At 73.6% G+C, this 25,276-nt stretch carries 20 protein-coding genes and 1 riboswitch; of the genes, 10 read left to right on the top strand and 10 right to left on the bottom strand.

All coding sequences use genetic code 11. The features are described from left to right. Positions 1-3 precede the first annotated feature (3 nt). From FRAQA3DRAFT_RS03205 to FRAQA3DRAFT_RS03235, 7 genes are all read left to right on the top strand, one after another. Positions 4-438 carry a cupin domain-containing protein gene (locus FRAQA3DRAFT_RS03205; RefSeq protein WP_009737634.1) on the top strand — a complete coding sequence of 145 codons (435 nt, stop codon included), beginning with the start codon at positions 4-6 and terminating at the stop codon, positions 436-438. A gap of 32 nt (positions 439-470) precedes the next feature. Further along, positions 471-2,102, top strand: a complete 1,632-nt coding sequence (locus FRAQA3DRAFT_RS36605; RefSeq protein WP_232291896.1) for an AtzH-like domain-containing protein — start codon at positions 471-473, stop codon at positions 2,100-2,102. Then, the gene (locus FRAQA3DRAFT_RS03215; RefSeq protein ID WP_009737636.1) at positions 2,099-3,373 is read left to right on the top strand and encodes an amidase family protein; all 1,275 of its coding nucleotides are present in this window, start codon (positions 2,099-2,101) and stop codon (positions 3,371-3,373) included. Before FRAQA3DRAFT_RS36605 ends, FRAQA3DRAFT_RS03215 begins: the two co-directional genes overlap by 4 nt. After that, complete coding sequence (locus FRAQA3DRAFT_RS03220; RefSeq protein WP_009737637.1) at positions 3,370-3,930, top strand: helix-turn-helix domain-containing protein; 561 nt, start codon at positions 3,370-3,372, stop codon at positions 3,928-3,930. Before FRAQA3DRAFT_RS03215 ends, FRAQA3DRAFT_RS03220 begins: the two co-directional genes overlap by 4 nt. 521 nt (positions 3,931-4,451) lie before the next feature. After that, complete coding sequence (locus tag FRAQA3DRAFT_RS03225; protein ID WP_009737638.1) at positions 4,452-5,633, top strand: LLM class flavin-dependent oxidoreductase; 1,182 nt, start codon at positions 4,452-4,454, stop codon at positions 5,631-5,633. A gap of 121 nt (positions 5,634-5,754) precedes the next feature. Continuing rightward, positions 5,755-6,528, top strand: coding sequence for a creatininase family protein (locus FRAQA3DRAFT_RS03230; RefSeq protein ID WP_009737639.1), 774 nt, complete (start codon positions 5,755-5,757; stop codon positions 6,526-6,528). Positions 6,529-7,026: 498 nt separating this feature from the next. Beyond that, positions 7,027-7,425, top strand: coding sequence for a PPOX class F420-dependent oxidoreductase (locus FRAQA3DRAFT_RS03235; protein ID WP_009737640.1), 399 nt, complete (start codon positions 7,027-7,029; stop codon positions 7,423-7,425). Positions 7,426-7,507: 82 nt separating this feature from the next. On the opposite strand, the gene FRAQA3DRAFT_RS03240 is transcribed toward FRAQA3DRAFT_RS03235, so the two are convergent. From FRAQA3DRAFT_RS03240 to FRAQA3DRAFT_RS03270, 7 genes are all read right to left on the bottom strand, one after another. Continuing rightward, on the bottom strand, positions 7,508-8,668 hold the full coding sequence (locus FRAQA3DRAFT_RS03240; protein ID WP_009737641.1) for an alkaline phosphatase PhoX: 1,161 nt from the start codon (positions 8,666-8,668) through the stop codon (positions 7,508-7,510). Positions 8,669-9,037: 369 nt separating this feature from the next. Next, entirely contained in the window at positions 9,038-10,444 is a 1,407-nt protein-coding gene (locus FRAQA3DRAFT_RS03245) for an FAD-binding oxidoreductase (protein WP_009737642.1), read from the bottom strand. Between the two features lie 3 nt (positions 10,445-10,447). After that, positions 10,448-11,653, bottom strand: a complete 1,206-nt coding sequence (locus FRAQA3DRAFT_RS03250) for a hypothetical protein (protein WP_009737643.1) — start codon at positions 11,651-11,653, stop codon at positions 10,448-10,450. Between the two features lie 180 nt (positions 11,654-11,833). Further along, on the bottom strand, positions 11,834-12,727 hold the full coding sequence (locus FRAQA3DRAFT_RS03255; protein WP_009737644.1) for an ABC transporter permease: 894 nt from the start codon (positions 12,725-12,727) through the stop codon (positions 11,834-11,836). Next, entirely contained in the window at positions 12,724-13,524 is an 801-nt protein-coding gene (locus FRAQA3DRAFT_RS03260) for an ABC transporter ATP-binding protein (protein WP_009737645.1), read from the bottom strand. Before FRAQA3DRAFT_RS03260 ends, FRAQA3DRAFT_RS03255 begins: the two co-directional genes overlap by 4 nt. Then, positions 13,521-14,819: an amidohydrolase family protein gene (locus tag FRAQA3DRAFT_RS03265; RefSeq protein WP_009737646.1), complete on the bottom strand. Its 1,299-nt coding sequence runs from the start codon at positions 14,817-14,819 to the stop codon at positions 13,521-13,523. The genes FRAQA3DRAFT_RS03260 and FRAQA3DRAFT_RS03265 overlap by 4 nt, the downstream gene beginning before the upstream one ends. Next, a complete protein-coding gene (locus tag FRAQA3DRAFT_RS03270; protein ID WP_035920528.1) occupies positions 14,816-15,079 on the bottom strand; it encodes a methylenetetrahydrofolate reductase C-terminal domain-containing protein in 264 nt (87 codons plus the stop codon). The genes FRAQA3DRAFT_RS03265 and FRAQA3DRAFT_RS03270 overlap by 4 nt, the downstream gene beginning before the upstream one ends. A 385-nt stretch (positions 15,080-15,464) precedes the next feature. Here FRAQA3DRAFT_RS03270 and FRAQA3DRAFT_RS03275 point away from each other — a divergent pair, with 385 nt between their 5' ends. Beyond that, on the top strand, positions 15,465-16,379 hold the full coding sequence (locus FRAQA3DRAFT_RS03275) for a class I SAM-dependent methyltransferase (RefSeq protein ID WP_051054538.1): 915 nt from the start codon (positions 15,465-15,467) through the stop codon (positions 16,377-16,379). Between the two features lie 74 nt (positions 16,380-16,453). Here FRAQA3DRAFT_RS03275 and FRAQA3DRAFT_RS03280 read toward each other — a convergent pair whose 3' ends face one another. Beyond that, on the bottom strand, positions 16,454-18,040 hold the full coding sequence (locus FRAQA3DRAFT_RS03280) for an aminotransferase class V-fold PLP-dependent enzyme (protein ID WP_009737649.1): 1,587 nt from the start codon (positions 18,038-18,040) through the stop codon (positions 16,454-16,456). A gap of 26 nt (positions 18,041-18,066) precedes the next feature. Further along, positions 18,067-18,181, bottom strand: a riboswitch (SAM riboswitch). A 231-nt stretch (positions 18,182-18,412) separates the two neighbouring features. Here FRAQA3DRAFT_RS03280 and FRAQA3DRAFT_RS03285 point away from each other — a divergent pair. Next, positions 18,413-19,339: a helix-turn-helix transcriptional regulator gene (locus FRAQA3DRAFT_RS03285; protein WP_009737650.1), complete on the top strand. Its 927-nt coding sequence runs from the start codon at positions 18,413-18,415 to the stop codon at positions 19,337-19,339. Between the two features lie 35 nt (positions 19,340-19,374). Here the strand turns inward: FRAQA3DRAFT_RS03285 and FRAQA3DRAFT_RS03290 are convergent, their stop codons facing one another. Further along, entirely contained in the window at positions 19,375-19,614 is a 240-nt protein-coding gene (locus FRAQA3DRAFT_RS03290) for a cold shock domain-containing protein (protein ID WP_232291898.1), read from the bottom strand. 319 nt (positions 19,615-19,933) lie between these two features. Further along, positions 19,934-24,094, bottom strand: coding sequence for a TIR domain-containing protein (locus FRAQA3DRAFT_RS03295; RefSeq protein WP_198287015.1), 4,161 nt, complete (start codon positions 24,092-24,094; stop codon positions 19,934-19,936). 298 nt (positions 24,095-24,392) lie between these two features. Here FRAQA3DRAFT_RS03295 and FRAQA3DRAFT_RS03300 point away from each other — a divergent pair, with 298 nt between their 5' ends. Further along, the gene (locus FRAQA3DRAFT_RS03300) at positions 24,393-24,665 is read left to right on the top strand and encodes a hypothetical protein (RefSeq protein WP_009737653.1); all 273 of its coding nucleotides are present in this window, start codon (positions 24,393-24,395) and stop codon (positions 24,663-24,665) included. Positions 24,666-25,276: the final 611 nt, after the last annotated feature.

The following is a 25,276-nucleotide window of genomic DNA, read 5'->3' on the forward strand; positions in this document are numbered from 1 at the left end:
ACCGTGCCCGTGCTACCGATCCTGATCGCGCCGGACGCCCTGGAGATGCACCACATCAGCGCCGGGGACACCGTGCGCCTCGGCGTGCTCGCCGGCCCCGAGGCGTCGCCGGTGACCGTCATCCTGGAGTCGTGGGACGTCGGCGGCGCCCAGCCGCCCAACAGCCATCCGGCGTCCACCGAGCTGTTCGTGTTCCTGCGCGGGCGCGGGGTGGCCGTCTGCGACGGCACCGAGGTCGCCGTCGCCGCCGGAGGCACGCTGGTGCTCCCGCCCACGTCGCTGCACCACATCACCAACACCGGACCGGGCCGGATGTACGCGCTGACCCTGATGAGCCCGGACGACGGGTTCGCGGCGATGGTGCGCCGCGGGCCCCTCGCGGTGACCGACGACGAGGACCGCGCCGTCCTGGCCGCCGCACCGGCCGCCGCGCCGTGACCGGCGGCGACGCGGTGGGCGACGACACAGCGGTGACCGGTGGGTCGGCGGTGGGCGGCGGGCTGGAGCGGGCGAGGACGGCGCCGGCCGGGGCGGCGCCAGTACCGGCGGCGGACTGGTTCGCGCTGCGGCCCGTCGCGGCCCGGACCTGGCTGGTCGCCGAGCCCGGCCACGTCAACTGCTTCCTCGTCGAGGGCGACGAACGCGCGGTGCTCGTCGACACCGGGCTGGGCCTCGCCGACGTGCACGCGGCAGCCCGGTCGCTGACCCGCCGGCCGATCCTGGCCGTCAACTCCCACGGGCACGACGACCACCGCGGCGGCAACTGGCTGTTCCGCGACATCGCGGCGCACCCGCTGGCGACGCCGGCGCTGACGGCACCGGTGCCCGCCGGGCGGCTGGCCGCCTACCTCGCCGTCGCCCGCGAGCAGTACGCCGCCTACGAACGGCTGCGCGCCGACGACGCACGGTTCTTCCACCTGCTCACCGAGGCCACGACGCCCCGGCCGCTGCCGCCGTCCGCCGACGCCTGGACCGTGCCCGCGGGGCCCGCGCCGGCCGCGCTGGCCGACGGCGAGCGCATCGACCTGGGCGGCCGGGAGCTGACCGTGCTGCACACCCCCGGCCACTCACCGGACTCGTTGTGCCTGCTCGACGGGCGCGACGGGCTGCTGTTCGCCGGCGACACGCTGATCACCGGCGACTTCTGGGTGCACATGCCCGACGCCGAGGTCGACGTGTTCGCCGCGACCCTGCGCGGCCTCGCGTCGCGGCTGGCCGGCTCGGTGCGGGAGATCTATCCCGCGCACACCCTGCGGTACCGGGTGGGCCCGGACTTCCTGCGCCGCGCCGCGGACGCGTTCGAGGCGGTCGCCGCCGGCGAGGCGCCCGGCCGGCCCGGCACCGACCTGCTGCGCCGCCCGGCGCTGCGGCACGACTTCGCCGACTTCAGCGTCCTGCGCCCGCTCGACGCCGGCACCGTCTCGCCCGATGTGCCGTCGCCGTCGGATGAGCCCGCGCCGTCGGATGAGCCCGCGCCGCCGGGTGAGCCCGCGCCGCCGGGTGAGTCGTCGCGGTCGGATGCGCCGTCGCCGTCGGATGAGCTCGTGCGGTCGGATGTGCCGGTGCCGGTGCCGGTGCCGGTGCCGGTGGCGGTGCCGGTGCCGGTGGAGGTGGAGGTCGGGTCGGTCGGCGACGGAGTGCCGGCGGCGTTGGCCGACATCGACCCCGCGCTCGGCGCCGCCTTCGCGGGGTACGAACGGGCGCTCATGGCCGGGGACGTGGCGGCCCAGCAGGAGTGGTTCTCCGCCGGTGCGGACGTGGTGCGCGTCGACGGGGACGGGCCGCTCGTCGGGCCGTCGGCGCTCGCGGCCTACCGGGCCGCCCGGCCCACCCCCGGCCCGCGGCGGTTGCGCGCGCTGCACATGGTGCGCAGCCCCGGGCAGACCGTCGTGACGGTGTCGACGAACGAGCGGCTGGGACCCGACGGCCGGATCCTCGGCCTGAGCACCCAGACCCAGGTGTGGGCCCGCACCGGCGACGGCTGGCGGGTGATCGCCGCCTGCGTCTCACCGATGACCGACCCGAGCCCCGCGGACGCGCCCTCCGTCGACCCTGGGGCGGTCGACCCGCTGGGCGTGGACCCGCCGGTGGGTGGCCGGTGAGCTCGGCCGACGGGTGGCCGCGGGCCGTTTGGCGGGACCACGGCGACCCGCTGCTCGCGCCGACCGGCAGCGGCCCCCTCGACGGGTTGCGGGTCGCCGTGAAGGACCTGTTCGCCGTCGGCGGGTACCGGATCGGCGCGGGCAACCCCCGCTGGCTCGCCGAGGCGCCGGTGGAGCCGGCCGACGCCGAGGCCGTCCGGGCGTTGCGGGCCGCCGGCGCCGCGATCGCCGGGATCGCGCAGACCGACGAGCTCGCCTTCTCCCTGTCCGGCGCGAACGTGCACTACGGCACCCCGCCCAATCCGGCGGCCCCGGACCGGGTGACCGGCGGGTCGAGCAGCGGGCCCGCGTCGGCGGTCGCCGCCGGGTGGGCCGACGTCGGGCTCGGCACCGACACGGCCGGGTCGATTCGGGTGCCCGCCTCGGTCTGCGGGCTGTACGGGCTGCGGCCGACGCGCGGCGCGGTGGCGGCGGGCGGCGTGCTGGGGCTCGCCCCGTCCTTCGACACGGTCGGCTGGCTCACCGCCGATCCGGGTCTGCTGCGCGCCGTCGGGGAGGTCCTGCTGCCGCCGTCGGCGCCGCCGGGGCCGCCGGGGCCGCCGGGGCCGCCGGCGCGCCTGCTCGTCGCCGTACCCGCGGCGGGCACGGCCCTCCGCCGGCTCGCCGACGCGCTGGGCGCGGACCTCGACGCCGGCCCGGTCCGCGAACTCGACGACGTCCCGCGGCTGCTGGCGGCGTTCCGCGCGGTGCAGGCCGCCGAGGCGTGGCGGCTGCACGGGGCCTGGATCGGCGCCCACCCAGGTGCGCTGGGCGCCGACGTCGAGGCGCGCTTTCGGTTCGGCGCCGGAGTCGACGCCGACGCCGAACGCGACGCCCGGCGGGAGATCGCCGCCGGGCGGGAGCGGCTGCTGGACCGGCTCGGTGCGGACACCTGGCTCGCGCTGCCCGCCGCCGCGGGCCCGGGGCACCTTCGCGGCAGCGGCGAGCGTGATCGGGACACCTGGCGTCAGGCGACGCTAGGCTGCACCGTTGTGGCTAGTGCGTACGGCCTACCGAGCTGTGTCGTGCCGGACCCGATAACCCAGGGCGGCGCACCGCTCGCCGCGGTCGGGCCGCGGCGCCCCCTGGTCGGACCAGCCCCGGTCGGACCAGCCCCGGTCGGACCAGCCCCGGTCGGACCAGCCCCGGTCGGACTAGCTCTGGTCGGCCCGCCCGGTGCGGACCGGGCGCTGCTCGACGCGGCGGCCGCCGCCGGCACGGCCGTGTCATGACCGCTTTCGCCGAGGACGTCGGCGTCCGGCTCGGCGGGGCGGTCCGCGCACAGCGGCACGCGCTCGGCCTCACCCTCGTGGACGTGGCGGGCCGGGCGGGACTGAGCCATCCCTTCCTCAGCCAGCTCGAGCGGGGCCTGGCCCGGCCGAGTATGCGGTCGCTGACGGCGATCGCCTCCGCGCTCGGGACCAGCGCCCAGGCCCTGATGGCCGCGGCGGAGGCGAGCGTCCCCCTCGTCGAACCGGTCAGCGTGGTGCGCCACGACACCGTCGCCGTCGATTCGCCCGGCGGGTCGGTCCGCAGCCTCGTGCGCGGCACCCGGGCCATGCTGCCCTCGGAGTACATAGGTGCCCCGACGTCCTTCCACGACTACTTCCAGCACGACGGCGAGGAGTTCGTCTACGTCGTCGCGGGTCGCATCGAGGTCGACGTCGACGGCGTGCTGCATACCGTGGCCGCGGGCGAGAGCGTCTACTACGCCGGGGGAGTGCGCCACCGCTGGCGCGGTCTCGACGGCGAGCAGGTGCGGCTCGTCGTCGTGCAGCAGAACGCCTGAGTCCCGCCGGGCGAACGCGCGTCCCGGCCGGGCCCGTCCCGCTTCGTGCCGTCAGGGCCTGGCGAGTGAGTCCCTGGTCAGTGGCCGTGGAGATCTGACCGGGTCACGGGGGGTCGACTCGGGGTTCGGCGTGCCCCTGGCCGCCACATCCTTCGTATCCTTCTGTGACCATTCATGCACAGAATCATGTCGAGGGGTAGTTACGGTCTTCGGCTCGAAAACCGTGCTTAGACCTCGGCACGATCTGGCCGCAATCTGGCCGGAAACCGGGCAGGCGGGCAGGCGGACGGGCGGGCAGGCGGGTGGCAGTGGTCGTGCGGCGCTGGGGGGTGGCGGAGGACTACCTAGGGTCACGAGAGTGATTCGGAGTCGCTTGGCCAGTCCAAGTGCAGCGAGGCTGGAATGGCCCATCGTCGGCCGTCCATCCGCGTAGTCAGGTTTAGCGACGCCGAAATTCGGCTCTGACGGCCCCGTCATGCATGCGCACGACGATGTTGATTCCGTCAACATTCGGAGGCAGCGTGCGGATCGGCGTGTTCCTCTTCGGCGGCGTCGAGATGGCCGACGCCGGGCCCGGCGGCCCCGAGCCCACCGACCGCCGCTACGACCAGGCGGCGATCGAGCACGCCCACCGGGAGCTGCTCTCCTGCGGTGAACTGGCCGAACGGCTCGGCTACGACAGCTTCTGGCTGACCGAGCACCACTTCCAGCACGAGGGCTACGAGGTCGTGCCGAACGGGCTGATGTTCTCCGCCTTCCTCGCCGCCCGCACCAGCCGGATCCGGATCGGGACGATGTTCAACGTGGTCGGCCAGTGGCATCCGTTGCGCCTCGCCGAGGACTTCGCGCTGCTGCACAACCTCAGCGGCGGGCGCGGCATCCTCGGCGTCGGCCGCGGGACCGTGCCCCGCGAGATGCTGCCGCTGACGGCGGGAACGGTGTCCGTCGGCTCCTACGACAACCCGTCGGCGGCGCGGGCCGACCGGCTCAACCGGGAGATCACCGAGGAGAGCCTCGACATCCTGGACGCCGCGTTCACGAACGAGCGGTTCAGCTACTCGGGCAAGCACTTCTGCGTGCCGCCGCCGGGGATCCCGGACCGCGGCGGGGAGGTCCGCGAGCTCACCCTGGTGCCCCGTCCGCGCTACCCGTTCCAGACGTGGCAGGCGGTGACCAGCCCGCCGACGCTGCGCGCAGTGCCGACCCGCGGCTTCGGCGGCGTCTTCTGGCTGCGTGAACGCCACCGGCTCGCCGCCGACTGGCGGGCCTTCGCCGAGACCTTCGAGCAGGTCCACGGCCGGCCGCTGGAGCGCGGACAGCGGCGGATGCTCGTGCTCAACGTCGCCGTCGGCGACACCCGCGCGCAGGCGATGGCCACCGTCCGGGCGGGCCACGACGAGTTCTGGCGCTTCCTGGCCCCCTACGGCTGGGGCCGGGGCTACGTGGGCCCGGACGGGCGGCCCGCCGACGGCTCGTTCGTCCCCACCCTGGAGGACTCGATGGCGCAGGGGCCGTGGGCGGTCGGCACCGCCGACGAGGTCGCCGCGCACATCGCCGCCCTCGACGACCTGCTCGGCCTCACCGACCTGGTGATCTTCCCGGCCATGCCCGGCGACCCCTACGACCGGGCCCGCGAGCAGATGGAACGCTTCGTCCACGAGGTGGTCCCCCTGCTGCCGGCCGGCTCCGTGGCCGCGATCTGACCAGACGTCCGCGCCGCGTGCACCCACCCGCCATCGACGTCACCCCCCGTGCTCGACGTCGGTCCTTCGCCGCCGAGGCGCCGTTGCCGTCCGAGGAGCCGTTGCCGTCCGAGGAGCCCGCATGACCCGTTACTTCGCCGACCTGCGGGCCCCCGAGGCCGCCGGGCTGTCCCCGGACGCGGTCGCCGTGCTGCCCATCGGGTCGATCGAGCAGCACGGCCCCCACCTGCCGCTGTCGACCGACCTCGTCGTCGCCGAGACGCTCGCCCGGGACGCCGTCGACACCTTCGGTGACGCCTGCGACCTGTGGCTGCTGCCGGCGCTGGCGTACACGAAGTCCAACGAGCACGCCTGGTCGCCGGGCACGATGTGGCTGTCGGCGACGACGCTGCTCGCGGTCCTCGACGACCTGGCCCGCTGCCTCGCGACCACCCCGGTACGCCGGCTGGTGTTCCTCAACGGCCACGGCGGCAACAGCGCGCTGCTGCAGGTGGCCAGCCGCGACATCCGCCTCGCGCACGGGCTGCGCACGTTCGTCATGCACCCGTCCCTGCCGGCGGACCACGGCGGCACCTCGCCGGCCGCCGAGCTCGGCATGGGCATCCACGCCGGCATCGACGAGACCTCGCTGCTGCTGCACCTGCGTCCCGACCTGGTCCGCCTCGATCTCGGGGTGCGCAGCGTCCCCGAGCGGCTCGCGTCGTTCGACCGGGTCCGTTTCGGCGGTGCGGTCTCGTTCGGGTGGCTCAGCGACGATTTCGGCACCGACGGAACCATCGGCGACCCCACCGGGGCCACCGCGGAGCGCGGCAGGCGACTCTACGAGGCGATGGTGGCCGCGGCGGGCCAGTCGTTCGCCGAGATCGCCCGGTTCGACCCGCGACCGACGCGTTGACCCGCACCGCCCGCCACCCCCCGTTGGGGCTGACCTCCGCCGACGAGCTGCCCGTGCAGGCCGACGTGGTCATCGTCGGGGGTGGGCACAACGGGCTGACCTGCGCCGCCTACCTGGCCCGGGCGCGCCGGCGCGGGCTGGTCAGCGACCCGGGGCTGGTGGCGTCCGTGCGGGACTGGCACGTCATGACCCCGCCGGACTACGAGCGCGAGTTCTCCATGCCCCGCGGGTACGGCCCCGTCGTTCCCGGGCGGCGTCGTCGCCGCGCTGCTCGGCCGTCAGCGCGAGCTCAGCCGCTACCGCACGCCGGTGGCCGGCCTGTACCTCACCGGCGCCGGCACCTTCCCCGGCGCCGGGGTCCGGGGTGCCAGCGGCCGCAACACCGCCGAGGTCATCCTCGCCGCTCGCCGCGGCCGGGCCCGGTAGCCGATCGGCGACCGATCGCAGGAGTGCGCCGCGCCGTCCTCCGCGGATGCTCGGTGTGCGTAGGATTTTCGGGTGACCCTCATCCCGCAGACCCACCGCGACCTCGCCCAGAACGCCGAGGTCGCGATCCTCACCACGCTCGGTCCCGACGGCGCTCCCCAGACCACGGCCGTGGGCTACCTGCTCGACGACGGCGTCTTCCGCATCTCCGCCAGCTCGGACAAGCAGAAGCTGAAGAACCTGCAGCGCACGCCGCAGTGCTCGCTGTTCCTGCTGGACGTCACCAACGTCTACCGCACGGTGGAGGTCCGGGGCAGCGCCGAGGTCATCCTCGACGACGACTACACCTGGGCCGCGAAGATCGCGGAGAGCCGTGGGCGCACTGCCGACGACATCCGCAAGCTCACCCCGCCCGGCGCGCACCGCTACTGCATCGCCGTACACCCGACCAAGGTCAACACCTTCGGCTGACCGTCCCGGCCGCCGGCGTGGTCGGCGCCATCCCACCGCCGCAGCCGTGGGATGGCCGCCGCCGCCGACGGCCCGAACCGGGTCAGGTCCGGAACGGACCGGTGACCTCGAAGGTGATGCCGCCGGAGGACGAGCCGGACGTGCCGCGCTGAGACGAGAAGTACAGCCGCTGGCCGTTCGGGGAGAAGGCTGGTCCGGTTATTTCGGATGAGTTGTGTCCGACCAGCCGCAGGATCGGGGCTACGATGTCGTCCGGCGTGATGATGCAGATCTCCAGGTTTCCGCCGTCCTCGGCGACGTAGAGGTCCCCGTAGGTCGATCCGGTGATGTTGTCGACACCGGTCAGTGGGGCAGGTCCAGGAGATACCAGTGAGTCGTCATAGGCGAGTTCGAAAGTATTGGTGTCGACGTGGAGCTCCCATACCCGGTTGTCGCCCTTGGTGGTGAACCAGACGGTGTTGTTTGCATAGTGGCAGCCCTCGCCGCCGTTGAAGTGCTTCGCGCCGGAAACCTGGTTGCGGGTGGCGGTCGGTGAACCGTCCGGGTCCGGAACGACCTGCCAGGTTGCCGTACCGGAGGTGCCGGATCCCGCAACCAGCACCTCGAGCGTGCCGGCGGAGAGGTTGCCCCAGGTCGTCGGACGGAACCGGTAGAAGCAGCCGTCGGTCTGGTCCTCGGTCAGGTAGATGACCTGGCGGACCGGGTCGCACGCGGCCGCCTCATGTTTGAAGCGGCCCATGGCCGGCCGGCTGGCCGCCGCCGCGCCGGTGGCCGGATAGGTCTCCCACACCCGCCCGCTGGAGGTCTCCTCGCAGGACAGCCAGGTGCCCCACGGGGTGGCCCCACCCGCACAGTTGCTGCTCGTGTTCGACAGAATGCGCTGGGCGGAGGTGACGGTTCCACTGGCGTTGAAGCGCAGCACCGAGGCCCCGCCCGCGCTGCTGCCGACCTCCGAATTGGAGACGTACGTCCAGCCCGTGCCGTTCGGGAAGACCGCGCCGCCGTCCGGGGCGTCGTGCCAGGTGTAGCTGGTTCCGGAAACCACCTGACCAGAACGGGCGACAATGCGGCTGGTGAAACCGGCGGGAAGCATGACGCCGTTGGCGTCGGCCGCCGAGAGCGCGCCATAGGGGCCCGGGCCGTTCTGGGCGGGCGCGGCCAGGGCGGTGTCCCACATCGCTCCCGAGAAAGCGACCACGCCGGCTCCGGCGAGAGTGGAACGCAAGAACGTGCGCCGTTCCATTGCTGACCTCCAAAGTACGACAAGGGCGCCGGACCGCGGGTGGCGGGCTTACGGTTTTTCGCCGCACGACCAGAGGTCCTTGAGACGGAATTGTCCGCGCAGCCGACAATGCTAGGGCAGCGGAAAGCGGGGCACGAGAAAACTGACGATGAACATCGGGAGGCCTGGCGGGAGCCGGCTCGGAAAATGATGACCAGTTCGGGTTTTGAACTGGAAGGGAGGGTGAAATCCGGGCGAAGGGGCGCTGGAAGACGGGCTGGGAACGGTATGTCGCACTGCGCGAGGGGAAGGGCCCAGCCGATCCGTGGTCAAGTCGATCCGTGGTCAAACAGTCTGGGTGGAGCGCAGCCGTTCCAGACGCGCGCCGGGTCAGGAACACCCCGGCGGGGGTGGGAGCTTGCCGGGGTTGAGCAGGCCGTCGGGGTCGAAGCGGGCGGCGGCCTCGCGGACCAGGTCCAGGCGGCCGTGGTGCAGCTCCCAGGTGTGCGGGTCGTCGACGAACACCTCGACGTCGGCCAGGCGGGCCATCCGCTCGTACAGGTCGTCGGGGCCGTCGTAGCGCAGGAACAGCATCGACACCCAGTCGCGCCCGTTCGCGGTGAGGAAGCCCTCCAGGTGGACGAGTGACTCGGGGGCGAGCGCCGCGACCTCGGCGCGGCGGCGGGTGAGACCGGGGCCCATGCACTGCAGGTGGGTGAGCTCCGGGCGGACCTTGCGGACGCGGTAGGTGGTGTGGTTGTACGACAGCGAGGCGATGTGCGCCGGGCCCTTGGGGCGCACGGCGTCGACCCGCCCGCCGTGTCGCTCGACGACGGCGGTTGCCGCGGCGATGCTGTCCTCGGTGACGATCCCGCGCACGCTGACCCGGTCGGCGGGCATCGCCGGGTCGACCGGCCGGTAGGTCGCGATGATCCCGGCCTCGTCGAGGGAGAGCAGCCGCGGGGTGGGCTCCAGGTCGAACAGTTCCTCGCCCGCGGCGACCGCGCCGGCCAGCGCCGGGAAGGACGCGAACAGCCCGGTCCAGCGGCGTGCGGGGCGCAGCGCCACGGTCGCCTGCGCGATGACGCCGTTGACGCCGAACGCGTGCGCCATCGCGGTGTTGTCGGGGAAGGGCACGTCCACCGGGGTGGCGTCGTCGGTGCACGGCACGACGAGCAGCGAGCGCAGGTAGCCGTCCCAGATCGCGCCGTTGGCGATGGAGCCGGTGCCCCCGGAGCCGCCGGCGATGAAACCGGCGACCGTGCTGCCCACGGTCGACGGCAGGATCGCCAGCTCCTGCCCGGTGGCCAGGGCCGCCTTCTCCATCAGCACGAACGACGCGCCGGCCTCCGCGGTCAGCCAGCCGTCCTCCACCGCGAGGATGCGCGAGGCCGCCGTGGTGTCGATGACCAGGCCGCCGAACAGGGGGATGCCCTGCCCGTAGTTGCCGGTGCCCTGGCCGCGTACGGTCACCGGCACCAGGTGGCGGTGCGCGGCCCCGACCGCCGCCGCGATCCCGGCGGCGTCGGGCGGGCGGATCACCACGTCGGCGATGCCGCCGGGCAGCAGCGGCGCCAGCACCGGGCTCATGTGCGCCCAGTCCGTCGAGGCCGACAGGCGGGCCGAGGCGTCGCGCAGCACGGCGTCGGCGCCGAGCAGGGCGGCGAGCTCGGCGGCCAGCGCGTCGAGCACACCGGGGTCGAGGGGGGTCACGGCGGGCAGCGCCGCCCGGCCGAAGCCGGGCAGCGTGCGCTCCCCGGCCCGGCCGCGCGACGCCGCGAGGGTCGAGTCCGACATCGCTCAGGTACCGAGCCCGATCCTGGTGTCGAGGAAGCTGTTGTCGACCAGGTCCGCGGGCTTGAGCCCGGACAGGATCGGCTTGCCCTGCGCCTGGTAGATCGGGTCGAGGATCTCGATGAGCTTCTGCAGCCGCGCGTCGGTGAAGTCGCCGAGGGTGCCGTTCGCGCCGTTGCCGACGATGCCCAGCGACTTCATCGTCTGCACCGCGTAGTCCGCGACGCCCGGGGAGTAGACCCAGCCGTTGTTGTACTTGTCGACCAGGTCGAGGACCAGCTTGTTCGTCGCGGCCGGGTTCGCCAGGAAGTCGACGACGCCCTGCTGCATGATCGGGACGAGCCTGCTCAGGCAGGGCTTGAGCGCGTCGAGCTTGTCCTTACGGACGCCGATCGCCTGCTGGTAGAAGTCGAAGCCCGCGTCCGCGATGAGCTGGTACTTCAGCGGCTTGTTCCAGGACCGCACCTCGTGGGACCAGGTGTAGGGCTCCGACGTCGCGAAGCCCTGCACCGCGTCGTCGCCGCCGGAGGCCACGAAGTTGGTCGGCGTGCCGTCGTAGCTGCCGTCGACCTGGCTCTTGTTCAGGATCCCGGAGCCGGTGAAGTAGTCCATGTAGGAGGCGCCCTGGAAGTACAGGACCTTCGTGTCGGTCCTGCCGATGTCGGCGATCGTCTTCCAGCCCGGGTGCTTGTCCGGCGACCACTGGATGACCTGCGGGCTCTTCTCCAGACCCGCCAGCACCGCCACGGTGGGCTGCGTCTTGGACAGCGCGATCTGCTCGTCGGTGCCCAGGTAGCCCAGCGTGATCCCGGAGTCCTTGTAGAGCTGCGAGGTCACCGTCTGGAAGCCGATCGCCGGGCCCCCGGCGCGGATCTCCAGCTTCACCCCGGTGTCGACGCCGCCGTGGGCCACCAGCTCACCGGAGACCGACTTCGTGCCCGCGTCGATCTTCGGGTTCGGCCCGAGCAGCTGGTACTGGCCGCCGTGCTCGGACTCCGGGTTCCAGTCGGTCTGCAGCACGATCGTCGACGGGCAGCCGGCGGCCTTGAGGTCGAGCGCCGCCGGCGCCGCGCCGCCCGCGGACGGGGCCGCGGCGCCAGTGGACTCCCCGTCGCTGCCGCTGCTGCCGCACGCCGCGGCGGCGAGGACGAGCGCGGTCGCGGTCGCCGTCAGCGCGACGAGCCGCGCGGGCTGTCGCCGAGATCTGGTCAACTATGTCTCCCCGAGTTCATAGGGTCTCCCCGAGTTCCTAGGCCGTTCGGGCCGTTCGGGCCGTTCGGGCCGGTGGGCCGGTGGGCCGGTGGGGCCGGTGGGTGTGGTGCGGTGGGGCGCGGCGGCAGGGGGCTGCGGTGCGCAGGGTGCGCCGCCGCCGGGTGGGTCGCGCCGGGTGGGTCAGCCGCGCTTCGGCTGGTACCAGCGGCCGACGACGCGGCGCGACAGCCAGCCGAAGAAGACGAAGACCGCGACGCCGAGCAGGCTCGCGGTGAGCGTGGTCGCCCACAGGCGCTCGCCCTCCAACCGGGAGGTGAACACCGACAGGTTCGTGCCGAGCCCCGGCTCGCCCTGCTTGAAGAAGAACTCGCCGACGATCGCGCCGATGACCGACAGGCCGGCCGCGTTGCGGAACCCGGTGAACATCGACGGCAGCGCCGCCGGCAGCTGCAGCTTCCACAGCCGGGTCAGCCGGCCGGTGTGGTGCAGGCTGAACAGCTCGTGCATGCCCCGGTCGACCGACTGCAGCCCGAACAGCGTGTTGGACACGATCGGGAAGAACGAGATGATGACGCAGACGATGATCCGGCTGGTCAGCGCGAACCCGAAGAAGAAGCTCAGCACCGGGGTGAGCGCCAGGACCGGCACCGTCTGGATCACGACGGCCCACGGGTACAGCGAGTTCTCGATCCACGTGGCCTGACTCATCGCCACCGCCACACCGACCCCGATGACGATCGAGATGGCCAGGCCGGCGAAGGTGACCTCGCAGGTCAGCCGCAGCGCGCTCATCATCGTCGTGAAGTTCGACCAGTCGAGGAAGCCGATCCGGACGACCTCGTGCGGCGGCGGCAGCATGAACCGCTGCTGATCGTTGAGCACCCCGTCGGACACGGCGTACCAGAGGCCGACGAACACCGCGAACACCACGCCGGGCAGCAGCACGAGGCTGACCAGACTGCCGCCGCGGCGGCGAGGCCGCGGCCCGGTCGGAGCCGCGCCGGTCGGCGGCGCCGCCGGGGCCGCACCTGCCGCCGCGTCCGTCTCGACCACGGAAGACACCGTCACGCTCATGACTCGCTCCTGAGATGTTGCGAGACCTCGCCGCACAGGGCGGCGAACTCGGCGCTGTAGCGCAGTTGCGGCGAGCGGGGGTAGTCGAACGGGACGGCGAGATCCGCCTTCACCCGGCCCGGCCGACCGCTCATCACCACCACCCGGGTGGACAGGAACACCGCCTCCGCCACCGAGTGGGTGATGAACAGCGCCGCGAACCGGCGCAGCATGAACATCCGCAGCAACTCGTCGTTGAGCCGTTCGCGGGTGATCTCGTCCAGCGCGCCGAACGGCTCGTCGAACAGGAAGATCGAGGGGTCGAGGACGAGTGAGCGGGCCAGCGACGTGCGCATCCGCATGCCGCCGGACAGCTCGTGCGGCAGATGTTTCTCGAAGCCGCCGAGCCCGACGAGGCTGATCGCGTCGGCGACGCGGCGCCCCCGCTCGGCGGAGCCGAGATGCTCCAGCTCCGCGAACAGCCGCACGTTGTCGTGGACGTTGCGCCAGGGCAGCAGGGTGGCGTCCTGGAAGACGTAGCCGACGTTCTTCGAGGCCACGTCGACGGTCCCGGTGGTGGCCTCGTCCAGCCCGCTGGCGATGCGCAGCAGGGTGCTCTTGCCGCACCCCGACGGCCCGACGATGGAGACGAACTCGCCGGGCCGGATCGTCAGGTCGGTGTCGGTGAGCGCCACGGTGCCGTCCCGGAACCGCTTGCGCACCCCGGCGAAATGCAGGGCCGGCGCGCCGGCGGCGGTGTCGCCGGCGGCGGTGGTGTCGGCGGTGGTGTCGGCGGTGGTGGTGTCGGCGATCGTCACGAGGCGGCCTCCCACTGGTCCGGTGCGTACGGCTCGGTCCCGGGGCGCCGGACGGGTTCGGCGCGCGGGGCCGGTCGGTGCGGTTCGGCGAGCTCCGAGTGCACCGTGGTGCGGGCCACGACGCTGCCCGCCCGCCACACGGTCCGCTGCTCGCCGGCCGCGGCGAGCGCCTCGAGGGCGTTCGCCGCGGGCAGCGCGACGAGGTCGGCCGGGCTGCCCGGCGTGATCGCCACGGCCGGCAGCCCGAGGGCGCGCCGCGGCGCGTCGCTCACCGACGCCAGCGCCTCGTCCGGGGCGAGATGCCCGCAGGTGACCATCAGCGACGCCGTTTCCAGCGCGTCGCCGCGGCCGACGAGGTTGAACGGGTCGCGCAGGTTGTCGCCGCCCGCGGCCACGGTCACCCCGGCGCGGCGCAGCGGCGCCACCGCCGTCAGCCCACGCGGGGTGCCGACCGTGTGGTTGCGGCCCTGGAGGAACAGGTTGGTCTGGGGCAGCGCGACGACGGCGATGCCGGCGGCGGCGACCTGCTCGCTGACCCGGGCCTGCACGTCCGGGGGCTGCATCGCGAGGCTGACGCAGTGGCTGGCCGTCACCCCGTGCGGGAAACCGGTGCGGCCGACCAGGTCGGCGAGGGTGGCGAGGGTCAGCAGCCGCGGGTCGAGGGTCTCGTCGGTGTGCAGGTCCAGCGGGCGGCCGGCCTCCCCGGCGGCGTCCAGGCAGATCGCGACCGCGCGGTGCGGCTCGGGATCCAGGTGCGGGCAGCCGCCGGCCACATCGGCGCCCTCGGCCAGCGCGCGGCGCAGGTCCCGGCCGGGTTGGCCGTCCAGCGGGTTCGACACGAGGGCGACGAGCTGCAGATCGACGAGGCCGCGCCAGCGTTCCCGCACGTCGACGAGCGCCTCCAGCGCCCGCATGCCCGACTGCACCCCGACGTTGACGTGCGTGCGGATGTGGGTGGTGCCCATCGCGAGCTGGATGCGCAGCGCCGCCTCGGCCCGGGTCGTGAAGTCCTCGACCGTCGAGTCGGGCAGCAGGGTCTGGATCGCCATGATCGCGCCGGCGAGGTCGCCGGTGACGTTGCGGGCCAGCGACGCGGTGAGCGCCTTGTCCAGATGCGCGTGCGGTTCCACGAACGACGCCAGCAGCACCTGGCCGGTCAGGTCGACGTCACCCGGCCCCGGCCGGGAGGAGCCGTCGCCCGCACCCCTCGGGACGACCCGCCGGATGACGCCGTCCGACAGCTGCACGTCCACGATGTCCCCGTGTGCGGTCGTCGCGCCCCGCAGCCAGCTCATGACGTCCGTGCCCGTGCGCCGAGGATGCAGCGGGCGATCTCGACGGTCGCGCGGGCCGCCGCCGCCTCCTGGCCCGGCTGCGCGCCGCCGGAGAGGTTGACCCCGTCGACGCCGGGCAGGTCGAGCAGCCGGCCGGCGAGCTCCGTGACCTCGCAGCGACCGTCGGACTGGACTTCCCCGCAGGGCCCGTGAGCCATCTTCTTGGGGCACCGGGCGACCGCGTCACGCCAGGTGGTCTCCGCGACCGCCCCGATGTTCATCACGCGAACACTGTCCAGCTCAGCGGTCGACGGGCGGTTTCCGGTCGATAAAAGATGAGTTTCGGCTATGGTAACCCTGAGTGTGTCTATCTGTCACGCTTGGTCGTGATCGGCCGCGCGTCGACGGAGCTCCCTACGTCCGGGTCGTCGGCGGATCACCCTCGTGCTGCAGGCCGCCCCGCACCCCGGGTGGCCCGCTCTCCGTCGGCTGGTCTCCTGCTCGTCACGGGAAGGGCTCGCCCGGCTTCCTAGAATGCTAGCATTCTATCCAACGGCAGTCCGAGTCGATCGACGTGCGCCCGCGCGCCGATCCCCAGCCGCACGGTGAAGCGATGCGCCGGGCGCCGGCACCGTAAGCGGAGTCGTCGAGAGGAGCGGGAAGATGATCCACGGGCAGCGAACCGCGGGGCCGGACAGCACGGCGGTGCGGGTCGCGCTGTGGCGGGCCGCGCACGTCCAGCTCGACCCGCCGCCCCACGTGTTCGCCGACGAGGTCGGGCTGCGGCTGGCGGCCCCGGACGGCGGGTGGCTGCGCCGCCCGGACATGGACCCGCACGCCACGAGCCGCACCCGGGCGTCCATCGTGGCGCGTGCTCGCCTCATCGAGGATCTGGTCGTCGAGCAGGCCGGCCGCGGCGTCGACCAGTACGTCATCCTCGGCGCCGGCCTGGACACCTTCGCCCAGCGCCGGCCGCGGATCGCCGCCGGTATGCGGGTGTTCGAGGTCGACCAGCCCGGTCCGCAGGAGTGGAAGCGGCGGCGCCTGACCGAGCTCGACTTCGGCGTCCCGCCGTGGCTGCGGCTCGTGCCCGTGGACTTCGAGGCAGGCGGGTCCTGGTGGGAGGGGCTGGCGAGCGCCGGCTTCGACGCGGGCCGCCCGGCGCTCGTCGCCTCCGCCGGTGTCTCCATGTACCTCAGCAGGGACGCGACCGTCGCCACCCTGCGCCAGGTCGCGGCCCTCGCCCCAGGCTCCACCCTGGCCATGACGTTCATGCTGCCGCTGGAGCTCGTCGAACCGGCGGAGCGCCCCCTGCGGCAGGTGACCGAGCGCACCGCGCGGGCCGCCGGCACGCCCTTCGTCAGCTTCTTCGCCCCGGCGGAGATGCTGGCGCTGGCCCGCGACGCCGGTCTCGCCCAGGCACGACACGTGTCGGCCGTCAGCCTCGCCCGCCGCTACTTCGCCGGCAGGTCGGACGGACTTACCCCGTCCAGCGCCGAAGAACTGCTGGTGGCGGTCACCCCCGAGCGAGACCCGGGGGTCCGGCCTCCGCGTGACCCGGCAGGTGAGGGCGGCCGGTAGGTGACCACCGGCCGCCCGGGTCCGCCCGCCCGCGCCTGGGCGGGCGGCCGGCGGGGGTCGTGCGGCCGGGTACCTCAGGTCCCGCAGGGGCTGGCCGGCAGGTCATGGGCGGCGGCGCCGGCGTACTCCTCGGCCCAGGCCGGGAGGCGCCGGTCGTCAGGGGTCGGCTGCCACTGCCCGTCGCGCAGGGCGTAGTCCCAGCCGGCCCCGCCCCGCAGGTACCGCGCCACCGCGGCGATCAGGCGGTCGACGTGGTCGGCCGTCGTGCCCACGCCGATGCTGGCCCGCAGCGCGCCGCCCGGCGCCCCCAGCCGGTCCAGCAGTGGATGCGCGCAGAACCGGCCGGCGCGCACCCCGATACCGTGCTCGGCCGACAGGTACGCCGACACCCGGGCCGGGTCGTGTCCCGGCAGCGAGAACGTGACGACGCCGACCGCGTCCCGCCAGGCCCCGGCGCCGTCGTCGGTGTCCCGGCCGCCACCGGTCTCCCGGGCGCTGTCGGTGTCCGGGCCGTCGTCGGTGTTCGGGCCGTCGTCGGTGTCGGACCAGATGCGGTGGATCACGACGCCGTCCAGGCCGGCGAGCCCGCCCAGCAGCCGCGCGCGCAGGCCCGACTCGTGGCGTTCCCAGGCGTGCGGGGGGAGCGCGGCGAGCGTGCGGCAGGCGGCGGCGATCGCGGTCGCGCCGGCGAGGTTCGGGGTGCCGGCCTCATGGCGGGCCGGGCCGGTGGCCCAGCTGACGGCGTCGGTGCTCACCTCGCGCACGGCCCCGCCGCCGGCCAGGTAGGGGGGTGCGGCGTCGAGCCAGTCGGCCCGGCCGACCAGCACCCCCGCGCCGAACGGCGCGTACAGCTTGTGCCCGGAGAACGCCAGGTAGTCGAGGCCGTCGGCGGCCATGTCGAGGCGCCGGTGCGGGGCGAGCTGGGCGGCGTCGACGAAGATCCGCGCGCCGGCGCGGTGCGCCATCCGGGCCAGCCGGGCCAGCGGGGGCGTCTCCCCGGTGACGTTGGAGGCACCGGTCACCGCGAGCAGGGCCGTGGGTGCGGCGCTCAGCTCGGCCTCGAGCGCGACGAGGCTCTCGGCCAGGGTCGCCCGGGCTGCGACGGATCGGTAGCCCGCACGGGCGCGCCAGGGCAGCAGGTTCGCGTGATGCTCCACGTCGAACACCACGACCCCGCCGACCCCGCCGACCCCGCCGGCCGCGGGCAGGCATCGGGCCAGCAGATTGACGGCATCGGTGGTGTTGCGGGTGAACAGGGTCAGGTCGCCGTCGCGGGCACCGACGAAACGGGCGACGTCGCGCCGGGCGCCCTCGTAGAGGGTCGTGCACACCTGGGAGGCGAACCCGGCGCCGCGGTGCACGCTCGCCGAGTAGGGCAGCACCCGGGCGACGTGCTCGGCCACCGCGGTCAGGCACGGCGCGCTGGCCGCGTGGTCGAGGTTGGCGTATTCGGCCCACCCGCCGCCGACCAGCGGCACGCCCAGTCCCGCTCCCTGCACCGCCAGCAGCGCGCCGGGCGCGGTGCGCTGCGCGCGGCGTGTGCTCGGGAAGCCGGGCGCGGCGTCGCCGCTTGCCTGGTGGCCGCCTGGCCGTCCGGTCGGCTGGTCGGGGCAGGCCTGCCGGCCGGGAGACGGGGGCGCGGCAGAGATGATCGATGTCATCATTGCTCCTGGTAGGACCCGAGAAGGGTCGGCACTTGCCGTCGGCGGGGTTGCCGCGGCCTCGTCACCACCCGGGGCACCCCGCTGCATAAGGAGGGTTGCCGGCCAGCAAGCCGGGGCTGAACGCTGGCACTCAAGACGTGGGAAGGACTTTAGCAAAGCCCTCAATTCCCCGCGGGCGTCTTGCGGCGCGGTCGTCGCGGTCGTCGCGGCGGCGCGGTTCCTGCCGGGCAGCGGCGGACATGGCTGCGGCGCAATGGCACCATGGCGCATGTGTCTACCTGCGCCGCGTCTGCCCGCGTCGGTCCCGACGCGGCGGACTGAGCTGTCAGGCCGCGCCACGGCGACGGGCGCCCGAACCGACTGGATCCGATGAGCGACGACGCCCGCCAGCGCGAGCTGGGAAGCTTTCTGCGCGCCCACCGTGAGCGACTGCGCCCCGAGGACGTCGGGCTGCCCTCGACGCCGCGGCGGCGGACCCCGGGTCTACGCCGCGAGGAGGTCGCGGCGCTGTCCGGGCTGGGGCTCGCCTGGTACGCGTGGCTGGAGCAGGGTCGGGTCGCCGCGTCCCGCCAGGTCCTCGAGGCGGTCGCCCGCACGTTGCGCCTCGACGACGACGCCCGCCGTCACGCGCTCGCCCTGGCCGGGCTGCACACCCCGCCCGCCGAGCGCCACCACACCCAGGTCAAGGCGCTCCGCCGGGTGCTGGACAACTGGCCGTTCTGCCCGGCGTTGCTGCTCGACCGCCGCTTCGACGTCACCGCCTGGAACGACGCCTACACCGCCCTGTGGGGCGACCCCGCCGACGTGCCCGAGCCGCGGCGCAACCTGCTGTGGATGCTCGTCGCCCAGCCGCGGGTACGCGACGGGATGACCGAGTCCGAGGAGGTCGCGAAGGATCTGCTCGCCCAGTTCCGGGCGCAGATCGGCCACCACCCGGACGACCGGCGCGCCCGCGCCGTGCTGGAGCTGCTCGAGCAGGCCCGGCCCGAGCTGCACGACTGGTGGCAGTGCCGGTCGGTCCGGGTCTTCACCGGGCGCACGGTGGACGTGACGACGCCGCTGGGCACGATCGCTCTGATGCTGTCGGTGCTGCGCCCCGGCGACGATCCCGAGTCGACCATCTGGCTGCAGACCCCGGCCACCCCCGCCGACCGCGACCTCGTCAACCGCCTCACGGCCGACGTCGCGCGAGTGTCGAGCCGGGACGACCAACCGCACGCGGACGGCCCGGCCCGGCTGGGGTCCGCGGGCGCGCGCGAGGACGGCCCCGGCACGCCGGAGCGGATCTCCGTCTGACGGCGGGCCGGCTGTCCGCCTGGTGCGCGGACGCCTCACCGGCCCGGCGGGCCGTCGGTGGCCTGCGGCGTCGTCCCGGGCCACACGGTCAGCGCCCGGAACCGGTAGCCGTCCTGGTTGCCGACCGGCTCCCAGCTGAACGTCACCTGCCTGCCCGCGATGAGCTCCCGGTAGCCATCCATCGCGATCATGGAGTAGTGGACCCAGCAGCCGCCCGGAACTTCCGGCGCGTCGAGCACACCCCAGCCCCGCTCCGCATCGTAGGTGCGCACCATGCCTCGGATCACCGCGGGCTCATCACCGGTCACGGCCCTCACGATGCCCGGTCCACCCGCCGGCGTCGACAGAATTTCGCGCCAAGCGCTAGCCCGCCGCCTGCGGCCGCGCAGGCCCGGACGCGCGGGTCCGCCGCCGGTCGAGCCGGTCGCAACCAGTCCTCCGGTCCGCTGGTGGCAGTGCCTGATCGGCCCGGGTCTTCACCGGCCGGACCGTGGACGTGACGACGCCGCTGATGCTGTCGGTCCGCCCCGACCTGGCCGCCACCATCCGCGCGGACGGCGACCGCGGCCCGCCGCGAGCGTGCGTCCACCGGACTCATCGGCACGGGTTGCGGTAGCCGAAGCCGGGCACGGCCTCCCTCCACTCCGTCCTGGTGAACCCGCCGCCCGCCGCATCGCAGGCCCGCGCCACCGGATCCCCACCCGGCCGGCGGTCCCAGCGGACGTCGCGGAGGCTGATCCGGGCGCCGGCGGGCTTGGATCCCGCGGTGGCCAGGGTGCGTCCGTCGGGGCTGAATGCGACGGCGAGGGCACTCGCGCCACTGCCGACCGGACTGGGGCTGTTGATGTCCGTGGTGTTCCACAGGGTGTAGCTGCCGGAGTCCTTCGTGGTGGGCGCGTTCGTCACGGCGAGGGTGCGCCCGCCCACGCCGAACGCCACTGACGACCTGGCCGATGACGTCCTGAAGCCCGTGATGTAGCTGGGGAACCTGGGCTTGCTCACCTCCCAGAGTCCGACCGACCCGCCGTCCTGGTCGGCGTCGCCGGTGCTGGCCGTGGCGAGAGTGCGTCCGTCTGGGCTGAAGGCGACCGCGGCGAGGCCCTTCCGAAGGAAGATCGTGCCGAGCGGAGTCGGGTCACGGAGGTCGGTGACGTTCAGCAGCGCCGCCCGCCCGTCGCCGCCGGCGCTGCTGATGGCGAGGGTGCGCCCGTCGGGGCTGAAGGCGGCCGAGGTGAGGCTCTGGGCGTCGTCCCGGCTGGCGAGCGGGTGGCCTTGCGGCTTGGCGAGGTCCCACAGCCGAAGCCGCCCGCCGTGACCGTCTGGCCGACTGCTGGTGGTGGCGAGGGTGTGTCCATCCGGGCTGATGGCGATAGAGGTGATGTTCTGGTCGTCGTAGATGTCGGTGAGCCGGCGCGGTGCCTGAGGGCTGGCGACGTCCCACACCGTGGCGCTCCCGCCCCGCGCGCCCCCGAAGCTCGCGGTGACGAGGGTGTGTCCGTCCGGGGCGAAGCGTGCGGCAGTCAGGCCCTGGCCGCCAGCCATCGTGACGATCGGCCCGGCCACACGTAGGGCGGTGAACTCCCACAGCCGGATCCGGCCGTTGAGACAGGTGGTCGCGAGCAGGCGGCCGTCGGGGCTGAACGCCACCGCGGTGAGGTTGCGGTCGTCGAGGACGTCGGCGATGTGGGCCGGGGAGGTCAGATCGAAGATGTCCCACTGCCGGACCCGTCCCCGGCCCCGACCATCCGGATCGCCCTGCCGGGTGGTCGAGGTCACGAGCGTCCGGCCGTCGAAGCTGAAGCGCACGGCGGTCAGGGTCTGGTCCTCGTCGACGCTGGCGACGCGGACCGGCTGGTCGATGTCGTCGGCGTTCCACAGCCGCAGTCGCCCAACGTCGCTGTGGGCGCGGAAGCTGGCGGTCGCGACGGTCCGGCCGTCGGGGCTGAACGCGACCGAGCCCAGGTTCTGATCATCGACGTCGGCGAAGGCCCGGGTCGGGACATGCCGGTCGGTGAGACGCCAGAACTGCAGCCGGCCGCCGTCGTCGTTGTCCCCGCCGAGCCGGCTTGTGGTGGCGAGGGAGTGACCGTCGGGGCTGAAGGCGAGCGCGGTCAGTTCTTGATCGTCGGGGATTCTGCTGGTCAGGGTGGGGGCGCCCCGCCCGGTGATGTTCCAGAGTGTGAGCGCGCCGCCGTTGGCGTGGCGGCTAGTGACGGCGATGACGCCCCCGAGTGGGCTGACGGCGACGCCGGTCGGTTCCTCGCCGATCCGGGTGGTCCCGCGCTTGCCGCCCTTCCCGGTGGCGTCCCACAGGGTCAGCGTGCCGTCGTAGCCGGAGACGGGGCGGCTGGTGACGGCGAGGGTCTGGCCGTCGGGGCCGAAGACCACCGCCGTCGGTTCCTGCTCGGGGTCGGGCTGGGTCACCGTCCGCCTTGGGCGCTGCGGATCGCTGATGTCCCAGATCGCGAGCCAGCCGTCCTCGCGACGGCCGACGGCGGCGAGGCGGCGCCCGTCGGCGCTGAACGCCAGTGCGCTCGCCTCCCGGTCGTCCAGGCAGGCGAATCGCAGGGGGGAGCCCGGGCCGGGCGTGCGCCACAGGCAGACACCCTTCCCGTCGTGTCCGCCCCGCCCGCCGGTGGCGACCAGGTCGAGGCCTGGGCTGACGGCCATTGCGACGACGCTGTCGAGGTCCAGGCTGCGGGACCATGGGGTGGCCGCCAGGGTCGACTCCAGGCTCTTGCGCGTCTCGGGGGTGCTGTGCAGGGCGACGCCCGCGATGGCGAGGCGCAGCGCGCGGTACACGTCCTGTTCGCGCTCTTGCTCGCCCGCCAGGACGAGGCCGTGGGCCGTGGCGTGCCGTTCCCGGGCGAGCGCGTCAGCCCGCTGCACCGTGGCGGTGAGACCGCTGGCCGTGACGAGCAACAGCAGCGTGCCGAGCACCGCGAGGGTCCGCCATCGTCGGCCCAGGCTGCTGCGGCGGCTGGCGGTGAGAAACGTCCGACTGAGCTCGGGCAGATCGTCTGCGTCCAGGACCTGCCTGGCCCGCCTGGCCCGCTCCGGCTCCCACAGGTGACTCGCCGGGCGCCCGTCCTCGGCCCACTGCCGGGCAGCCTCCAGGACTCGTGAACCCAGCCGCAGTCGATCGATCGCTGCGCCGATGGCGTCGGCCAGCGGCGGCCACGCGGAGAGGATCTGCTCGTGCGCGATGTCGACGACCTGACGACTCGCCCCGGCGTCGGCGGCCGTCCCGGCGCGGCCGTTGGCGGACCCCGTTGCCGGGGGGTCCGCGTCGGACTCGTGGATCGTCAGCAGCCGGCGATCGACGAAGAAGCGCAGATCGGCGCGGACCCGGTCAGGGAGGTCCGCGACGGGGACCCGGCGGCGGGTGGCCTGACCGTACTCGTCAACGGCGACGAGTCGCAGGAGGCTGGCGAGCACGGCGTCGCCGCTGCGCGCGCCACGGCGGGCGGCGGCCTCGAGCGCCTGGTCAGCTTGGTGCGCGAGCGCGCCGCGCACCCCGCCGAGCCGGTCATAGCGTGCGCCGGAGAGCGCACCGCCGCGGGACACGTTTTCGCCGAGCTCGGCCAGGACGAACGCGAGCAGCGGCAGGGCGTCCCCGGTGCCGGTGTCGGCGACCATCCGGGCCACGAGCTCGTCGTCGACGCCGATGCCGGCATGACGGGCCGGGCCGGTGATGACCAGCGGCAGTGCCTGCGGGCTCAGCGGCTTGACGGCGAAGGTGTCGATGGGCAGGCGGGTACGGGCGGCCAGCGTCACCAGTGGGTCGAGGAATTCTGACCGCACGGTCGCGACCACCCGAGCCGGCCCCCGTGCCGCCTCCCGCAGCACCGAGGCGAAGTGGATCTGATGTTCCTCGCTGGTCTGGACGAGCAGCTCCTCCGCCTGGTCCACGATGAGTAGCAGCCTGTTTGCCTCGGCCGCATCGAGGAGGCTGGTCAGCAGGCGGATGATCTCGCTCGGATCGTCGAGCGCGTCGACGACGGTGGCGGTCCGCCAGCCCAGGCCGCGGCGACGGCCCTCGGCGGCGAGCAGCTGGCCGAGAGCGGACAGTGGACTCGCCGTCTGTCGGGCGGCCGGGACGAGTGGCGGCAGGACGAGCCACTGCGGATCGGCGGCCAGCATCGGCGTGAGCCCCGCCCGCACGAGCGACGACTTACCGCAGCCCGACGGTCCGATGACCATGAGCATCCCATCGGCCTCGGGCCCGGATCTTGCGCGCACCCGCTCGGCGAGCTGACGACTCTCCGTCGCCCGGCCGAAGAAGACCCGCGACTGACCAGTGGTGAAGGCCGCCAGGCCCGGATACACCGTCGCGTCGGCGGACCAGGTCCGACCGTCAACGCCATCCAGCCGCCGGAGGGATTCCAGTAGCGCCGCGCGGGCTGTCTCGCCGTCGCGGTCGAGGTCGGTCCACTGGATCTCGCTGGAGATCAGCCGGTGGGCGGCGTCCGGGCCGGCTCGGACGGGCAGCAGCCGCAGTCCGTTGGCCAGGGCGATACCCACCTCCGCCGCGCACCAGGGCGATTCCCCGAATGCGGCGGTGACGACCGCGACGAGTGCGTCCGCCTCGTAGAGTTCTTCGAACAGCCGTTTCGTCCACACGTCGCCGACGCCCAGTCCGTTTTCCAGATCATGGTCGAGAAACGTCCGGTGTCCGGCCGCCCGAAGCCAGCCCGCCACCCGTTCCGCAACCACGAAATCGGCGCTCGCATGACTGATGAAGACCTGTGCCATGTGGACCGCCCCGAACCAGCACATGGCGGCGGGAGCCGCCGACGAGCCCGAATGGTATCGCCGCCGGGGACCGCATCGTCTGAATCGGCGGTAATCCGACAACCACCCTGACTTCCCGCAACGCCGGTGATAGTGGTAAAAGGCGGGCTTGGCGGCGGTCGGTTCCGCCCGCGGTCCGCCCGGCGAAGGGCGCCGTTCCCGAGGCGGTTGTGGCGGTGGGCGGAAGGCCATGAATCGCTGAATTCCCGGCCCAGGGAGTCCGATCCGACGACGGCCGATCCTTCTCCGTCGGTCGGGCGTGGATGCCGATCTGGACGGGTTCGGCGCGCGCACCAGCGGCGACTACCTCACCACGCACGCCCGCCGGCACCCTCCGGCACCTGCGGCGTGGCGGTTCGGCTTCCTGCTGCTGATCAGTCACTACCTGGCCGTGGTGGCCCGCGCCGACCGGGTGGTCGTGCTGCGCGGCGGGCGCATCGTCGAGTCGGGGGACGCCGAGACGGCGTTCACCGCCAGCGGCGCACCGGCATCCGGGTGGCGTACCCGTCGGTGTCGAGGCGGCGCCGGGTGACCTCGCCGACGGCGTGGACGTACTCCCTCCTGGCACGCCTCGCCGACGAGCCGGCTGTAGCAGGTGCCGAAGGCCACGGCGTGGAAGCGCTAGTGCTCCTCCCCGCTGGTAGCCCGCACCGGCGCGTCGGGTGGCGGAGAGCGGCCGCGACCGGATCGGCGAGAAAGGGTTCCAGCCGTCCGGGAATCGACCCGGGAATGTGGTGAGGATGAATTCAGGCTGAGATGAGGTGTCAGTTCGACGGTGGCCAGGACGACGTTTTCTGTCGGGCATCATCATCCTGTTGGTGCTGGTAACAGCATCGGTAGACCTCTGGACGGGCCGCGGCGAACCGCCTGGAATGTCCTCAGGCACGAGCGCGGGGGAGATCATGCGGGGGAGATGATGACGAGCACAGCGGGGTCCGGGACGGCCGTCGCGTCGGCACCGGAGCTGAGCGCGAATCCGACGAACCGCCCGGATACGGCCAGAGCAGCCTGTGTCACGACATCTTCGAGATCGTCCGATGTGGCGCGCCACCTTTCGGCCTCGGGCCCAGCATCATCGCGGCCTGGGGCCGCCGGCCTGACCCCCAGCGGACCGTGCCCGCCGCGACCCCTCCGCCCGCCCCG

This window comes from Frankia sp. QA3 (assembly GCF_000262465.1).
GTDB lineage: Bacteria > Actinomycetota > Actinomycetes > Frankiales > Frankiaceae > Frankia.

Coding starts and splice junctions, on each gene's coding strand:
- FRAQA3DRAFT_RS03220 (WP_009737637.1), top strand. CDS start 3,370: ATGACCGCTTTCGCCGAGGACGTCGGCGTCCGGCTCGGCGGGGCGGTC.
- FRAQA3DRAFT_RS03230 (WP_009737639.1), top strand. CDS start 5,755: ATGACCCGTTACTTCGCCGACCTGCGGGCCCCCGAGGCCGCCGGGCTG.
- FRAQA3DRAFT_RS03240 (WP_009737641.1), bottom strand. CDS start 8,668: ATGGAACGGCGCACGTTCTTGCGTTCCACTCTCGCCGGAGCCGGCGTG.
- FRAQA3DRAFT_RS03245 (WP_009737642.1), bottom strand. CDS start 10,444: ATGTCGGACTCGACCCTCGCGGCGTCGCGCGGCCGGGCCGGGGAGCGC.
- FRAQA3DRAFT_RS03255 (WP_009737644.1), bottom strand. CDS start 12,727: ATGAGCGTGACGGTGTCTTCCGTGGTCGAGACGGACGCGGCGGCAGGT.
- FRAQA3DRAFT_RS03265 (WP_009737646.1), bottom strand. CDS start 14,819: ATGAGCTGGCTGCGGGGCGCGACGACCGCACACGGGGACATCGTGGAC.
- FRAQA3DRAFT_RS03270 (WP_035920528.1), bottom strand. CDS start 15,079: ATGAACATCGGGGCGGTCGCGGAGACCACCTGGCGTGACGCGGTCGCC.
- FRAQA3DRAFT_RS03280 (WP_009737649.1), bottom strand. CDS start 18,040: ATGACATCGATCATCTCTGCCGCGCCCCCGTCTCCCGGCCGGCAGGCC.
- FRAQA3DRAFT_RS03285 (WP_009737650.1), top strand. CDS start 18,413: ATGAGCGACGACGCCCGCCAGCGCGAGCTGGGAAGCTTTCTGCGCGCC.
- FRAQA3DRAFT_RS03290 (WP_232291898.1), bottom strand. CDS start 19,614: ATGGTGCGCACCTACGATGCGGAGCGGGGCTGGGGTGTGCTCGACGCG.
- FRAQA3DRAFT_RS03295 (WP_198287015.1), bottom strand. CDS start 24,094: ATGGCACAGGTCTTCATCAGTCATGCGAGCGCCGATTTCGTGGTTGCG.